Source organism: Aureispira sp. CCB-QB1, assembly GCF_000724545.1.
GTDB lineage: Bacteria > Bacteroidota > Bacteroidia > Chitinophagales > Saprospiraceae > Aureispira.
In genome coordinates, this window is record NZ_JHBV01000015.1 from 71,239 (window position 1) to 88,047 (window position 16,809).

Annotated in this window: 12 protein-coding genes; 2 read left to right on the forward strand and 10 right to left on the reverse strand. The window is 35.9% G+C overall.

The window, feature by feature from the left end:
• Positions 1-190 precede the first annotated feature (190 nt).
• On the reverse strand, positions 191-745 hold the full coding sequence (locus CG11_RS06480; RefSeq protein ID WP_052594322.1) for an RNA 2'-phosphotransferase: 555 nt from the start codon (positions 743-745) through the stop codon (positions 191-193).
• Positions 746-1,013: 268 nt separating this feature from the next.
• Between CG11_RS06480 and CG11_RS06485 the strand changes: the two genes are divergently transcribed.
• Positions 1,014-2,516 (forward strand): toxin-antitoxin system YwqK family antitoxin, encoded by a 1,503-nt coding sequence (locus CG11_RS06485; RefSeq protein WP_052594325.1) that lies wholly within the window; start codon positions 1,014-1,016, stop codon positions 2,514-2,516.
• A gap of 64 nt (positions 2,517-2,580) precedes the next feature.
• Here the strand turns inward: CG11_RS06485 and CG11_RS06490 are convergent, their stop codons facing one another.
• The 8 genes from CG11_RS06490 to CG11_RS06525 form a co-directional block, all read right to left on the reverse strand.
• Positions 2,581-3,672, reverse strand: a complete 1,092-nt coding sequence (locus CG11_RS06490; RefSeq protein WP_052594327.1) for a hypothetical protein — start codon at positions 3,670-3,672, stop codon at positions 2,581-2,583.
• Entirely contained in the window at positions 3,673-6,528 is a 2,856-nt protein-coding gene (locus CG11_RS06495; RefSeq protein ID WP_052594330.1) for a PAS domain-containing protein, read from the reverse strand. It abuts the gene before it with no gap.
• Between the two features lies 1 nt (position 6,529).
• Entirely contained in the window at positions 6,530-7,039 is a 510-nt protein-coding gene (locus CG11_RS06500) for a GDYXXLXY domain-containing protein (protein ID WP_052594332.1), read from the reverse strand.
• 5 nt (positions 7,040-7,044) lie between these two features.
• Positions 7,045-8,154: a DUF4401 domain-containing protein gene (locus CG11_RS06505; protein WP_052594334.1), complete on the reverse strand. Its 1,110-nt coding sequence runs from the start codon at positions 8,152-8,154 to the stop codon at positions 7,045-7,047.
• On the reverse strand, positions 8,144-9,214 hold the full coding sequence (locus tag CG11_RS06510; RefSeq protein WP_052594337.1) for a DUF2157 domain-containing protein: 1,071 nt from the start codon (positions 9,212-9,214) through the stop codon (positions 8,144-8,146). Before CG11_RS06510 ends, CG11_RS06505 begins: the two co-directional genes overlap by 11 nt.
• Positions 9,215-9,607: 393 nt before the next feature.
• Positions 9,608-10,414, reverse strand: a complete 807-nt coding sequence (locus tag CG11_RS06515; RefSeq protein WP_052594339.1) for an aminotransferase class IV — start codon at positions 10,412-10,414, stop codon at positions 9,608-9,610.
• A gap of 2 nt (positions 10,415-10,416) precedes the next feature.
• Positions 10,417-10,806, reverse strand: coding sequence for a hypothetical protein (locus CG11_RS06520; RefSeq protein ID WP_156039682.1), 390 nt, complete (start codon positions 10,804-10,806; stop codon positions 10,417-10,419).
• Positions 10,807-11,077: 271 nt separating this feature from the next.
• Entirely contained in the window at positions 11,078-12,886 is a 1,809-nt protein-coding gene (locus CG11_RS06525; RefSeq protein WP_052594342.1) for an acetate/propionate family kinase, read from the reverse strand.
• Between the two features lie 565 nt (positions 12,887-13,451).
• Between CG11_RS06525 and CG11_RS06530 the strand changes: the two genes are divergently transcribed.
• On the forward strand, positions 13,452-14,300 hold the full coding sequence (locus CG11_RS06530; RefSeq protein WP_197043791.1) for a leucine-rich repeat domain-containing protein: 849 nt from the start codon (positions 13,452-13,454) through the stop codon (positions 14,298-14,300).
• Positions 14,301-14,383: 83 nt separating this feature from the next.
• Here the strand turns inward: CG11_RS06530 and CG11_RS06535 are convergent, their stop codons facing one another.
• Entirely contained in the window at positions 14,384-16,771 is a 2,388-nt protein-coding gene (locus CG11_RS06535; RefSeq protein ID WP_052594346.1) for an aldehyde dehydrogenase family protein, read from the reverse strand.
• Between the last annotated feature and the right edge of the window lie 38 nt (positions 16,772-16,809).

A 16,809-nucleotide genomic window follows, 5' to 3' on the forward strand; every position in this document is an offset into this window, starting at 1 on the left:
GAAAAAAGTTCTTTAAATCTTCGTTAAAAATAAGGTATTCAAGTCTATTTTTTAACAGATCTCAATCACTAAGCAACTGATACCATGCAGTTTATTACACAACAACAATTTAAACATCTCGTCTACTCCCCCTATAAAACGTAAGTTTTACTCAAAACGATGGCTAACGCCTTTTTTATATGCATAAATACTAGTCCACAGTTTCTACTAAAGACAAATATTCAACAGGTACATGATCGGTTAACCAGACTTGATTTTCTGATACAAAAAATTCAAATCCTGCCTCATGCATTTCTTTAGCTCGGATTTCCAATATAACCACTTTGCCGTGTCGGCTCCCCACATTGCTAGCCGTATGTATATCTTTAGATAAGTGAACGTGGTGTCGATTTCTTTTTAGCAGACCTTTTTCTAGAATGGAATCTAAAAACCGAGTTGCTGTACCGTGATATAATATGCGAGGTGGTCTAACAGATTGATAACCTAAACTAATATCTATAGAATGCCCTTGGCTTGCTCGAATTTTTGTTTTATCTGTATTAAAAGCAAAACGTTGCTTATCATTATTAGCAACAACTTCTTCCAGAATAGGAAAGCTTATTTTTCTATTATGTTTTGCTAATTGATGCAGTAATTCTTCGGTTTTAGCCCAGCCATTTTCATCTAAATTTAGTTGTATAATTTCAGGTTTATGTCTTAACACTAGGCTTAAGAATTTACTAATTTTCTTATGATTCGGTTTCATTATTGTTATATTATGTTGGGTTTAAGTTTAATAATTTGTTAGAAAATCGCCATCAATCACTACAGCTACAATGACTGTAATATCATCTGTTAGGCAGAGATAGTACAATTTTTTGGCTTTGAAAGACCTCTACTAGAGTAAGAACAATCTCGAATTAAAGTTCTATTTTGATAAAGCCACTTTAAATTTTGAACGATATTCTAACTTTCAAATAAAAACCCTATTTTTACATAAAGAGTTTCACGAATTATCACAATCTAATATAAACATGATTAACAAACTACTTGTTGTTGTACTACTAATAGCTTTGACTAGTCAACTGATTGCGCAAGAGAATCGTAAAGAAAATGGTGTCAAAGTTGGGCGATGGGTACATAAAGATGACCGAGATTTGGTTTATGCAGAAGGAAATTATAACGATGGAGTCAAAGAAGGAAGATGGCTTTATTATGTTTCTCCCGTCAGTCGATATACAGGAGTGCCTGATGTAAAAGGAGACTATAATGCTGCTGGACAAAAAACGGGCACTTGGACTTTTATTAGTACACAAACGAAAATTAGAGTAGATGCAAATTTTGTGGATGGCTTGATGGATGGCACTTGTAGTTATTATAGTCCTACTGGAAAAATTCTAGCAACAGGGTTAATGAGCACTGGTATTCGTCATGGTCAATGGGTATTTTATAATAGTGGTAAAAAAATGACGGATGGTTTTTATCAAAATGGCATCAAAATAGGTAACTGGACCTATGATTACTACCCAGAACCAACCATGCACGTCAAAGGGATGTTTAACTTTGACGACGGCAACAAAAGTGGAAAATTAGAATACTACCGGGTTGATTATCACCCCAAATTTGGCACAGAAGAACTGCTTTCTGGTATTGGAACCTACTCCAATGGGAAAAAAATAGGTCGATGGATTGAATACAACCAAGGCCTAAAAGGAGAATTTGTAGAAACAGGGAATTATAATCGCAATGGCAAACGTCATGGTTTTTGGAAATCTACCATAGAACGTAAAAATTATCAAGCAGCTATTTACGAAAATGGGGTTTTAAATGGCAAATTTATGCAATACCATGATAATGGCAAATTAAAATATGAAACGACTTATAAAGATGGTTTGCCGACAGGTCCTTTTGTGCGTTATTACAACAATGGGAATATCGAAGAAAAAGGAACCACTGTTTTTTCTCCCAACCCTTCTGATGTAACTATCGATACGATTTATTACACTTTAAAGCTTCCTTACGAGTATCATTTTCAATTGGTAGAATTGCCTAATTTTTATCGTATGAATTACAATTTTGCTACTTGGATTACAGATCCTAGTTATTCCATTGAGCCTGCTGAGTTGGATCGCCGTTTTGATATTTACAAGGACTATGGTTTGGAACCTAAAAAACGTATTGAATCAACCAAAATAACAGGAAGAAAGGCTGTCCGTACAGGCGAATATCAGGCATTTTTCAGAAATCAGAAACTAAAACTAGAGGGAAGTTATCATCCTAAGGTAACTGAAGTTTTCGATCCTGAAACCAATACCTATATCCGCGACTATGCTCGTGATGGTGAATGGAAAGAATACGATGACAATGGCTACGTCATGCGGACAATGTTTTACGATAAAGGAAAACTTTTAAAAATGTTGGATGATAAAGGGAATGAAGTTGGTGTCGGAGCAAAAGCCACCTCTACCGAAGAAACCAAATCCGAGCCAGCACCTGAAGAAGAAAACAAACGCGTTGAAGTAATCAAAAACAACTAAAGCAACAATATTTTGCAAGCCCTGCATGGTCAAATACCATACAGGGCTTTTTTTGTTGGTTCAATCACCACGCATTAATAACAGGCACCTCACGTTTTCTAAGAATTACCCGCCCTTTAATATCTTTTAGTTCCAACGCTGCAATTTTTCGTTCTTGATACCCTTCCATCCTATAAATACGTCGTTCAACAACAGCAGCTATTTTAAACCCAACATTTAAGCCATTCAAAAAATTATCATTATTCAAGGTTAGGTGTACTCTTCCTTGCAGTTCCTTCATTTCTCGACCAAAAGCAGTTGTTACATCTCCTGAAGCAATCCGAGTTTTTTGCCCCTTATTCTCAACAAACAATTCGTATTGAATATTTTCTCCCTGCGGAGGATTGACAGAAACAGCATAAACTCCTAGGGCTAATCCTGCTAAGATGTTTTTAGTAACAATTTTTGTTGCCGCAGTTTGAAGAAACTTTTTTAGTTCTTTGTTATAACTTTCAGTCCCTTCCTGTCCTACTCCAACCCAATACGCCCAACCAACGACTTGCTGCTCCAAAGAATTTTCTTGAATAGAAGGAGGTAAATTAAAACTTAGAGTACTAATATTGTCATTGGTTAAGTTGGTTCTGGAATGGACTCGTTCCTCTTGATTAGCAACTTCAACGACATCTAAATCTGTTCTTTTTAAAACTCTACGATATTTAGTTACATAAGTAGTATCATAAATAGTAGTGATTTTTTCGCTATAATTTCGGCGAATAGTATCTGTTATCGTCCGCCATTCTACGTGCGTATCAAAATCAACTCTAGCACTCGAATAAGGAATGCGTTCTATTTTGAACCGAACCCGTTTTGCTCCTCCCGACTTTAACCTAAACTCATAAATCGCTCGTTCAAATACTCGAATTTTCTTTCGATTCAAAGCATCTACTTGCAATACTTGATACTTTGTTTCGCCTTGATAAACCAAGACTTCAACGGCTTTAACAAACTTTCCTTTTAACATAGAAAGATCCAATACAATTTCATCTCCTGTTTCGAATGCAAAGAAAAAACGTTGTTCTCCGTTAATTTGTAGTGTTTGATCTGTCACAACAATTGGCTCAATAGGATTAGCCTGAACAACCGTTGCCATTAATAAGCAGATAAGAATACGTAACATTTAAACCTCTTTGAATGAAATGATATAATTGGTTCCTTTTTTAGAGTTATCTTTTTGCATGGTTCCTTCTAGTTGACGGGTTAAGTTATTGATTAACCTCAAACCTAAGGAATTGGTATTTTTAAAATTAATACTATCAGAATAGCCTTCTCCATCATCTCCTATTTCTAACACAAAGGAAGCCTTCTGAGATATTGTGTCCTCATTTTCTTGTCGATGTATGGCTATAGTAATAATCCCTGCATTGTCTTTCTTAATTCCATATTTTAAAGAATTGGTTAATATTTCATTAATGAGCAATCCTAAAGGAATCGCTGTATCTATGCCCAAACTAATATCTGGAATATTCAATATCAACTCGACATTATTATCAGCCCCCTTAATAGAACGAATTAAATATTCACTCAATTCTCGCAAATAATGGCGGTAATCTAACTTAGAGAGATTATCCGACTGATACAACATTTCATGAACAATTGCCATGGAATTGATTCGATACTGACTATCTGCAAAAATTCGTTTTTGGTCATCGTCCTTAAGATAACTTGACTGCAAACTCAAAAGACTGGTAATTACTTGCAAATTATTTTTCACTCGATGATGAATCTCTTTAAGTAAAACATCTTTTTCTTCATTAGAAATCAAAAGTGCCTCTGCCTCTTTTCGCTCTGTTACATCCAAACAGGTACCAATAACCCTAGAAGCAATACCCTTTTTATCTCGAAAATAAATGACATGACTTTCGATGTATTTTATCTTTCCATGAATAATTACACGGTATTCATTTTTATAATTAAACAATTCTCTATTGCTAAGATTGTATAAATAAGCATTCATTACCCTTACTTGATCATCTGGGTGCAAGATAGAAGCAATGTATTCATTTTTATTATAAAAGGCATTCCCAACTCCTTTTTCCAAACCAAACAATTCATACATTCTATCGTTCCAATGCAATAAATTCTCTGCAATTTGCCAATCATAACTCCCTAAACGAGCAGCTTGCGTTGCCAACTGCAATCGTTCTCTTCCTTCTAAAATTGCGGCCTCCGATTTTTTTCGTTTGGTAATATCCCTAGCACTCCCATACAATCTAGTCTGCTTATTCTCCTCTCCTCCAACAGATATATTATCCTCTATCCACAAATAATAACCATCTTTATGTTTAAAGCGATACTCTCTAACAATAGGTTTCCCTGTTTCGTGTAATTTTTCTCCTTGCGCTACTACCAATTCAAAATCATCCGAATGAATTCTACTAGGCCATAATAGAGGATCATTTTTGAGCTCTTGGTGCGTGTATCCAAAGATACCAATCGTATCTCCATTGATATAAGTGATCGGATTATTATACTCTTTTTCGTCTTCTAGCTCTACAATAAAAACAATTTCGTTGATGTTAGAAATCAACTCATTAAACTTTAATTCATTTTTGAGGGCAGCTTCTTGAGCCAACTTTAATTCTGTTACGTCCTGCTCAGTTCCTTTAATATAAAGCGTTTTGCCTGTTGCATCTTTTTCAACTCGACCAATGCCTAGTATATAACGATACGTACCACTGTCGTCCAAAAACTTATGCTCGTACTTAAAGTTAGGGTCGTCTCCTTCTATGGCTGCAATAATGACATTCCGAAATTTTTCTTCGTCCTCTTTTTTTATTTTTTTGATATAAATATTGTAAAGTTCTGTTGTCGGAGTAGAAAGATCTACATTATACGTTCGGTATTGTTGTTCTGACCATAGCAACTCTTGTGTATCAAAGGTATAGTGCCAACTACCTACTTTAGAGAGTAATTGCGCTTCTTTCAATTGTTCTTCTCTATCTTCTAGGATCTTTTTATCCTCTTCTAGAATTTTTTTGGTTATTTCTAATTCTTTGTTTTGTTTTAAATATTTTTTATTAATTTTTTTTAAACTTGTTTTGTAATAACTCTGCTCTATAGCAACTTCTGCCAAGTCTGCTGCCATCAAAATCAAATCCATTTCTATCGACACAGGTTCCCTAACCGTTGCAGAATAAAATGCAAAAGTACCCAAAACTTCTCCCTTGGGCGAAATAATAGGAGTCGACCAACAAGACGTAATTCCAAACATCTTTGCCAAGCTTCTACAATTTATATAAAATGGATCAGCATGCAAATTAGGAACAATCACCTGTCTTTTTGATTCTGCAGCAATACAACAAGGCAAAATATCAACCCCAACAGTAATTCCATGGATTGATTCAATAAATTCTTTGGGCAAACTAGGCGCCGATTTGACCAATAGACGATTGCCATCCAACAACAAAATAGAGACCCTAACTTCTTCTAATAGTCCTTCCATTCGTTCCGCCAGCATTAATAAAATATCGTCTACTGGCTCCTGTCTAGCAACCATTCGAAGGACATCTTTATTTAAACGTAATTCAAGGTTTTGTCGTTTTTGTATTTCTAAAACATTCAATAATTCTAGATTGAGATTTTCATTTTTTTTCTTTTCAGATAGTTCACGAACAACCGCTAACACATGATTTTCGTCAATTTTAGAATAGCGAACTTGGACAGGAAATAAGGTTCCATTTTTTTTCTTGCTAATTCCTTCTACATCAATGACCTCTCCAATGTGATATTGCTCCAAAAGAGCATTAATCCTATTTTTTGCGCTACTGTCTAAATCAACATCAAACACTGACATTGTATAAAATTCTTTTTTGCTGTAACCATATAAATCACAAGCTTGTTGATTTACAGCAACAAATCTTAAATCTATTGTCCTTATTTTGAGCATACAATCTGGGGACAAATCAAAAACACGTTCAAATGAATCCTCTAACTCCCTAGGTTGTTTGTTGTTTTCTGCAAAAAAATCTTCCATTCTACTCTATATCGTAATTATTTATAATTTTCTGCCCTGAGGCATCATACAACCCAACCAGCACTGCTGAGCCATCCGCAGCAACCCTCAAACCTCCATACGCTGCCTTTTCATAAGTAGCTGCTTGCCCTTCTTCAAACATAAAGGACTCGGCGCCTATTTTTATACTCCCCGAACTACTACCATAATACTTAATTGCAATTTCATCAGATGCCAACCCCTTATTGTTGTCTTGTAAGCGTTCGTAAGAAGCCACATTAGTAGCACTTTTTTTAACAATGCAATATCCTCTAGGAGAAAAACTGTCGTCCATATTCCAAGTATTCGTCATCTCATACCTCAACCGCATATAATCTCCCTGCATTAGCGATCTTGGGTCTAGAGGATATAAATCTAACAACACTAAGGTTCCATTTTTTATCGTATTTTCTTTCTGAACAATCATCCAATTAAACACGCCAAAAAATAAAATTAAGTTGCTTATAAAAATGACTTTTTTGTATCCTTTCATAATATTTATTTAGAGGGCTTTGACAACTCTGAATCATGTATGCGTTTCATCCCTGCTCCCAAAGCTAAAAATAACAGCCCAGCACCTATCATCAACATCGACTTAAATAATAAAGTCGTATTTAAGTTGTAATAAAATAGAACTGTGAAAAAGAATATGGTCAAAATTCCTTGTCCAGCCAATAAGCGATATCCAGAATAAATACCCAAAAACAAAAGCAAAACACCTCCTACTATCCCTGGTGCTTTTATTAGCAATAATAATGCGATACTAGTTCCAACCAAAATAGGAATCTTGGGAACCTGCTTGCCTACTAAATCAATCGTTTCGCTGAGCGACCAAATTACCAGACTAAGTAACAACAACGTTGAAATCCACCAGTAGCTCCCCCATTCAGCTAATTGGTCTTCATATTGGTAGCCCCCATTCCAATTTACAGACCCTGATAACAATCCAATCATAGAAATAGAACAGGCATTTAGTATTGAACTATACCATTGCCCTAACCAAGGATAACTACTCAAAACTTTTGCTTCCTTTAACCACCCAATAGTAACAATTATAGCATTTACAAGAATGAGGAAATTAAATAAAACAGGGATTTTCCAATATTCGGCAATAAGCCAATAAGCACAAGCATTAAAACAACATATTGCTGCAAATTTTTGCAAATGACTCCCTGCCAAAATTGTTATCAATAATGATACCACCAAAGACACCCAAAGGAATGCCTCAAAACTCTCTCTTCCTCCTATAAAACCAATCGAAAACAAAACTGTTCCTACAATCATCAGCGCCATCGAAACAGACTCTGTATTCGTTTTTTGATTAGAGGCATATGGAATAATCAGGCTAAGTATTGTAATCATAACTCCTAACCCAAGCATTCCTACTTTGGAGTCGAGCAAACCTATCGCTGCCAAAAAAGAAAAAAAGAAACCAGCCGCAAATAGTGCCCCTCCAAAAATTAAAATTTGAATTAATACAGACGTTTTATTATCTTCTAAACGCTGATAATCTTTTTGAAAAGCCTTTGTATCCAACTTAGGGTTAACTCCTGCTTCCTTATATATTTTTAATAACCCTTTTAAATTTATTTTGTTTTTAAGCTTCATGGTCTAGTTGATTATAAGGGCTTGAAGTTTCTTTCGCTATCTGCTCCCATCTTTTTTTGATTTGAACAAGTTTCATCACTAAAAAAACAGTTGCTCCTAGATTTCCAATACTCAGCAATAAAAAGATCCCCTCATTAAAATTGTGGTCTACAAGAGATATAATCCAAGCATTGCCAATTACTAATACAGAAAGAGCAAGCATTGTTGTAAAGCCAATGTCTTTGCCTTTTTTAATGTAGTACCAACTTCCTCCAATTAATACCCCTAAATAAAATACTATATTTATTACTGATAAGTCTACTGCTGCTCTAAAATCAAATATCACCCAAATCATACCTATCGTCAGAGTAATGACTACTACTGCACCAATCATCCTTGTCAATAAAGCATGCACCCAATCGCTACGGTCTCCTTTAATCGCATATTCCCAGAGACACAACGCGATTGTATTGATAAAAGCTATGATTAAACTTAGCACTTCTTCATGTGTGTACATTTGAACTTGTACAAGGTACAAGACTATTGTTATATTGATTAAGACTAGGTAGAAAAACCATAAAAATGGAAAAGCAGCAATAGCAACCCACGCAGTTACAAATACAGACCATCCTAAGAAAAAGTCGTAAGCATCTGCTCCTGTCTGGTAAATCTGCCCAAATACAGCAAAAGCAATTCCTACTAGAACAGAAATTGCTGTTAAACCTAACTTTATAACAAAGTCAGAAGGTTTTGTCACGATCAAAGGAATTCCAATGCTCAATATCCCCAATTGGATCAAACCCAATTTTGCAAACTTGTGCAAGCTATCCCAATTATACGCAAAAAAGAAAATAATGCCAGAAAGGAACAAGAGTAGTCCTACCCCTAAAAAGAAGCGGTAAGCAATATTAAGCCATTCTTGAGAAGTTGGATACAGAGAACTTTTTTGATAACCTAATTCAAGTTCTTCTGCTTTTAATTGACTATTCTTTGCCAAAAGATGTAATACTGACCTATTTAAGGGCACATCATCTACATTTTCAATATCATGAAAATGATCATCTACAGTTTCTAAATCCATAAGGGGGTCTTTTCTAAAACAACGGGACTTTCTAAAATATTCTTTTATCCCCTTGACAAGGGGCAGAACAATAGTATTCAAAAGAGCAATAAAAGGCTATCTGCCACAACTAGCAAAAAGTTTTTAATCCAGTAAGCAATTACTTTTGATTCTTTTTATAGTATGCTTGCATTGTGAACAAAAAGCAAAAAATGACTATTAACATTACTCCGTTGAAAAATCGTATTAGTTTGATTATCAGCAAGATGTATTTTTTACCAACCTTTACACTAAAAGACTGGTAATCAAACTAATACAAGATGCTTTTTTACGTTTTTTGTAGAAAAACTAAAAAATCAACGGAGTATTATATTAATATACTCATTTAATTTAAAAACTGCCCTATTTAGACGCTTATAATTTGGCTTCAACTTTTTGATTAAGCCTAGTTATCAACCGTTTTGCCCTCTTGTTGGTTAAAATATTAGACCTTCCTTCTACTTGAGAAACCCATTGAATTCCTCTAATTGAATTGGTCAGCCAAATTTCGTCTGCTTCCAAAACATCTTTCCAAACAAGCGTTCCTTGTTCCAACACCATCTTCATTTCTTCAGCAATTTCGATGACATTTTGCCGCATGACACCTGCAATGCACCCCTCATTCAAATCTGGTGTATAAATTTTTTGATTTTTAACGACAAACACATTGGCAGCAATTGATTCGGCTATTGCTCCTTTTGAATTAAGTATCAAGCAATCTTGCCAAGCCTTTGCTTTTTTTTCTAAAGCTGCCAGCACATATGGAAGGGCACTGGTTGTTTTAAGGTTAGAAAGTTGATCTATAGGTAATTGCACAGTCGTGCAACACCCTAATCGAAGACCATCAATATTCAACTCAAAAGCTTCTTGACACAAAGGACTGCCTTCTATATAATAATCATAATCTGTTTCATTAGGAGTATACAATCCACCTCCTTTTCTAAAAAAAGTGATGCGAATTCTGAGATTCGCATCACTCTGTTTTGATAAAAAATCTTGTAATATTTCTTGAAAGCTATCTAGAGACAGTGGCTTTTTGGAGTCTTGCATTTGCAAGGTATTCAACCCTTTAGATAGTCTAGCAAAATGTTTTTCTAAAAAAAGAATTTTGCCTTGACGAACTCGAATTGTTTCAAACAAACCATCTCCGTACTTAAATGCTCGATTAAAATGTGTTTGCATGCTTATCTAGCAAAATCAACATTAGACAATGTCATTTGTTCTCCAGATGCCATATGTTTAAAGCGCATATTGGCAACTTTTACCTTTTCTGTTTTTTCTATTTCATTTTTGGGCAGCGCAAAATCTTTCAGTTCTAACGAACCTGCATATTCGCCATTGGCGTCAAAAATTTCGACTTCAAGAAGATCTAATTGATACTGTTGTGTAATACTTTGATTACTTTTTGCATCGAATAATTCTATCTTTCCTGTGGTTTCATTTAATTTTATAACAATATCTTTAGCCTCTGTTGCTTTTGGAGCTCCCATACTTGGTGCTGCACCTAAATTTTGTCCTAAAACAGAACAAGACATCAATAAGATTAGTGCAAAAACGGATGTTAATAGCCTCATGATTTTTAAATTTAAGGTGTTAAAATTAGTTTGCTATAGGCTCATTATTACATACAAGATAGTACATAATAAAGACAACAACTAATTATCTCAATAAAATTAATCGACTTTTTTCTATATCAGAAGCCAATTAATCCTTAAAAGAACTCAAACATTAGAAAATAAATTAACATTTCAATTGTTTGTACTTATCTTATTGCAATTGTCGTTCCAACTTTCTAAAAGCAAAACAAACAACTGAATTGCAAGCAATTAAAAATAAACAATACGCTTAATGTCTTTTTTTACGTTTAAGAAGGTGAGCACTTCCTTTGGTTTTATTTAACACTCCTTCCGAATACCTAGGCAATTCTGCCGCATTGGCTTCATCCGTATCGATATGCATTTCTAACTTGTATTTGGGTGAAACTCGAACCAATACATTTCCAAAGGTTAATGGTCTCAAACCGTTGCTTACTTCTACATCAACAATATCTTTATCTGCCACGCCAAATACTTGAGCATCTTCAGGAGTCATGTGTATGTGTCGCCAAGCGCAAATAACTCCTTCTGTCATATTATAAACACCTTCAGGACCAATTAGTTTAATACCAGGGGTGTTTTCAACCTTTCCCGACGCTCGAACGGGGGCATCTACTCCTAAGAAAAATTCATCCGTTCTAGAGATTTCCAATTGATTTTTAGGGCGAGTTGGTCCTAGCACACGCACACGTTCTATTTGGTTTTTAGGTCCGACAATTGTTACCTGTTCATTGCAAGCAAACTGCCCTGGCTGAGATAAAGGTGCTTTCTCAGTCAATTCATACCCTTTTCCAAACAAGGCATCTACGGCACCTTGAGTTAAATGAATATGGCGCCCAGAAACAGCAATGGGAATCGTTGGAATCGTATTTACCTTTGTTTTTTCTTGTATAATCCGTAGTGCTTCTTGAGCAATTGCATATTGCTCATTAGTCTTAACTGCCAATAGCTTTACACGACTATGATTCATAGAAAAATCTTGCACAGGTTCGTCATCCGATAGCTTTATGTCATGGTTTTTATCTTCATTAATCAAAGCTCCCAAAAAATCGAGACGTTGTGTTGTACGATGTCGAACCACAGGACTATTCTCACCAATACCCCCTGTAAATATAATGGCATCAACGCCGCCCATTACCGCCGCATAAGCGCCAATATACTTACGTAAACGATGTGTAAATACTTGTAAAGCCAAACGGCAATCCTCGTCTCCATTCGTTGATTTTTCAATAATATCTCTCATATCATTACTCCATCCAGACAATCCAACCAAGCCACTTTTTTTATTCAGCAATTGATCTAAGTCTTTCATAGACATTTCTTCTTCTCTTGCCACATGCAACAAAATACCAGGATCAACATCTCCAGAACGAGTTCCCATAACCAGACCTTCTAAAGGAGTCATTCCCATAGAAGTCTCCACAGAACGTCCATACTCAACAGCCGTCACACTAGCTCCATTTCCCAAATGGCAAGTAATCACCCTTAAAGAATTTAAATCTGCTTGCAAATGTTCTGCTGCCAATTCAGCCACATACTCATGGCTTGTTCCATGAAACCCATAACGACGTAAACCATGCTTTTCTCGAATTTGCTTTGGCAATGCATATTCAACAGCACGTTTGGGCATTGTTTGATGAAAAGAAGTATCAAAAACAGCTACATGAGGCAAGTTGCTAAATACATTTCGAGCTACAGTAATTCCTAATAAATTGACAGGGTTGTGCAACGGAGCCAAGCCACTGACATCGTGTATGGCTTTTTCGACGGTCTCATCAATCAAAACAGGTGTATCAAATTTGTTTCCTCCATGCACAACACGATGCCCAACACCATCTAAGGTATGATTCCCTAAATGTTCTTTAACTAATGGTAAAGCAAAATTTAAAGCGGCTTCATGTCCTACCTCAGGACACTCTAAAGTTGTTTCATTGATGTGAACGAGAGGCTTATCTAAAACTCGCTCTATACTCATGGTCAACAAATTATTTCCAGTTTCTCCATTGATAACGGCAGCTTTTACAGAAGAACTTCCGCAGTTTATTACTAAAATGTTCATTTAAAAGGGTATTTTATATATTTATTGATTTTGGTTTTGAAAAGTAGGTTCTATGCTCATTTATTCAAAGCTTTATAGACTTCAAAGTCTACTATATTGACTATAAACCATGCAATACTCATAACATTACTCCGTTGAAACCACGCAGTAGCAGCGCAGCTAAACTTTATTAGTTCATTACATGAGTGCTTCGCAGTTGATTATCAGTAAGATGCCCCTCTATCAACCTTTACACTAAAAGACTGATAATCAAATTAATGCAAATAATTTTTTATATTTTTACTTCGTGAGCCTACGGGTTCGTAGCAAAACTAAAAAACTAAGCTTGCGCCCTCATGACCAGAGGGAATAATCAACGGAGTATTATCATAAAGTATACTTTAGTAGCTGCACAGTTAATACGATTCTCCAGCAGACTAATGTTTGCCCCCCCGTTAATTTAATTATTTTTTTTAGAATAGAAGCATCCTTGTTTGTATCTTTATCTGATTAATTTGAATTTGATCGTGAACAACATCAATTACTTTCATTTAATTCTTTTCTAAGAAAAAATAATTTGCCAGTTGTGCCAACTCCCAAGGAAAATATACAATTGTTATCCCTCTTAAAAAGTGGTTGTCCTGACAACATCCTTTTAGCGCAAAATATCGCTGTAGCCTTAGGGGCAAATCTGTTGGAATTGCTTCATCCTTATAACAATTTAGTACCGACCCAAACACCTTCGATAGAAGACTATGTCCAGTTATTTGTGAATACTAAATTGGATTGGTCAAACCTAAACCTTAAACAATTACCACTTAACCTATCCGAGCTTCAATCATTGGAACATATTAATTTATCTAACAATGCTCTAAGTACTCTTTCTTCTCCCTTGACTGACCTGTACAACCTCCAATATTTGAACTTAAATAAAAATAAACTTCAAGAAATACCCAACAACTTTGACTTATGGACCAATCTAAAAGCACTTCATTTAGCTGACAATTTATTAACTAAACTACCTAATGCTGTAAAATGTTTACACAATTTACAAGATTTAGATTTATCTAGAAATCAATTACAGACATTACCTGCTACAGTAGAATATTGGACAGAAATACAGCATTTGCATTTAGTCAAAAACGCACTTTTTTATTTGCCTGATGAGATAGCAGGTTGGCAAGCTCTAGAGTTATTAGATCTTTCTTACAATCAAATTTATGAACTTCCTCCTAGTATTGGAATGCTTAAAAACCTTAGACGCCTAGACCTAACCTACAATCCTATTGAGCATTTTCCTGAAGAAATGGCGGCATTAACCCTCCTAGAAGAACTGGTTTTGTATAAAGTTCCCATCTCTGATCAAGAACAACAACGGCTTGCCTCTTTGCTCCCGCACACTAAAATTAAATTCAATTTTGATTATTTTTTTTAGTTGCTCTCTGCCCTGTAAATAAAATAGCCAATTGTTGTATGTAACAATTGGCTTGAATTATTTACCTTATAATAAGGCATATTCTATGCCCCATAAGGCACCCAAATATTTTTAATTTGACTAGCCTGTCTCAAGAAAACTTCTCCTTGACCGTGCTCAACCGTATACCAATTGCGATACTTCCCATTCGCCACCCAAGTTCGTTTCATGTTATCAGCAGAAGCCAACTCAATCATTTTAGAAACTTCTTGATTTCCAAAATACCAAATGCCATCGACATTATCATGTTTTGCCAAAACGCTAGCTAATTCTGCTTGATTTCCAGTAACAATATTTACTGTACCTGCTGGCACATCGGAAGTTTCCAATAGTTGATAAAAATCTGTTGCTAATAAAGGAGCTGTTTCAGAAGGGACAACAACAACATTATTTCCCATTGCTAGAACAGGCATAATCGTAGATACAAAACCTAATAAGGGGGCTTCATTAGGGCATATAACGGCCATTGTTCCGATGGCTTCGGGCATTGCCATAGTGATATTTCTAGAAGTGGTATGATGCACCTGTCCATCATATTTATCAGCCATAGCAGCATAATAATAAATTCGTTCAATCGACAGGTTCACTTCCTCCTCCGCTGCCTCCATACTAACGCTAATAGATTGTGCTATTCGGGTTGCTATCTCTTGCTTTCTATACTCCATATTTTCAGCGAGGAAATAAAGTACTTGTGCTCGTGCATGTCCCGTTTTACTCGCCCAACTATTCGCCTTTGAAGCGGCTTCAACAGCATTTCTAATATCCTTGCGGTTTCCTTCAGAAACATCTCCTATATATACTCCATTTGGATTAAATACTTGAATAGAGTAGCCTCCATCTGGTCGAGTCTGTTTCCCCCCAATATACATTTTTGCCGTTTTATCAATCTTTGGCAAATTATCCAATGTTAAAGATTCTAGTTCTTTTGTCCTAGGTCTTTCAAACGGAACATCGCTAAATGTGTCCTTAACTTTCAAATCCATGTACTCGTATAGTCCTTCTTTTCCTCCTTCACGACCAAAGCCTGATTCACGATACCCTCCAAATCCTGCCGCTGCATCAAAGACATTGGTACAATTTACCCAAACAACCCCAGCCTTGATCTTTGGAGCTACGTCTAACGCTAAATTGATATTATCTGTCCAGATACTAGCTGCCAACCCATATTTCGTATTATTAGCTAATTTAACCGCTTCCTTATGCGTTCTAAATGACATAGCGACGAGAACAGGTCCAAAAATTTCAACTTGCGCCACGGTAGAAGCAGGCTGTACATTCGTTAACAAAGTCGGAGGATAATAAAATCCATCTTTGGGACAAGTGTCTTTTACTTGATACACCTTGCTTCCTTCTTCAATGCCTTGTTGCACTAGTTTGGTAATTGTTTTGAGTTGGGTTCCATCTACTACCGCCCCCATATCTATACACTTATCTAGTGGATCTCCTATTCGCAGCTTTGCCATTCGAGCTTTAATTTTTGCATATAACTTTTCTGCAATGCTTTCTTGAACCAACAGTCTAGAACCAGCACAACACACCTGCCCTTGATTGAACCAAATTGCATCTACAATTCCTTCTACAACAGAATCTAAGTCTGCATCTTCGAATACAATAAACGGAGATTTCCCTCCTAACTCCAACGACAGTTTTTTCCCACTTCCTGCTGTTGCTTTGCGAATAATGCGCCCTACCTCTGTAGATCCAGTAAAAGCAATCTTATCTATATCGGGATGATTAACAATTGCCGCACCAGTATCTCCTTCCCCTGTTACAATATTAACAACTCCCGCTGGCAGACCAATCTGGTCACAAATTTCCGCAAAAAGTAATGCTGTTAAGGAGGTAGATTCTGCTGGCTTGAGCACAACGGTATTCCCCATCGCTAAAGCAGGCGCAATTTTCCAAGCAAGCATTAGCAAAGGAAAATTCCAAGGAATTATTTGACCAATAACCCCAACCTCTTTATATTCCTTTAAATCAGTATCCATCAACTGTGCCCACCCCGCATGATGATAGAAATGGCGGGCAACTAATGGAATATCAATATCCCTAGATTCTCGAATTGGTTTACCATTGTCCAATGACTCTAAAACAGCAAACAATCTAGCGTGTTTTTGAATTTTTCGTGCCAAAGCATATAAGTATCGAGCCCGCCCATGAGCACCTAATTTACCCCATTGAGGGAGTGCTTTTTTGGCAGCTTTTACCGCTTTATTAACATCTTTTTCTCCAGCATGTGCTATTTCTGCCAACACCTCTTGATTAGAAGGGTTAATCGTTGGGAAATAAGTTTTAGTAGATGGAGTTTCCCATTTACCATTACAATAATACCCAAATTTATTGTTGTGTGTATTCAACCAATCAAAAGCTGCTTTTGTGCTTTCTGGTGCAGGACCATATTCCATGGTTTCAAATATTTTCTTAATACTCATTGTTTAATTCTACATTTTAATTTAAGCCTTTACATGGT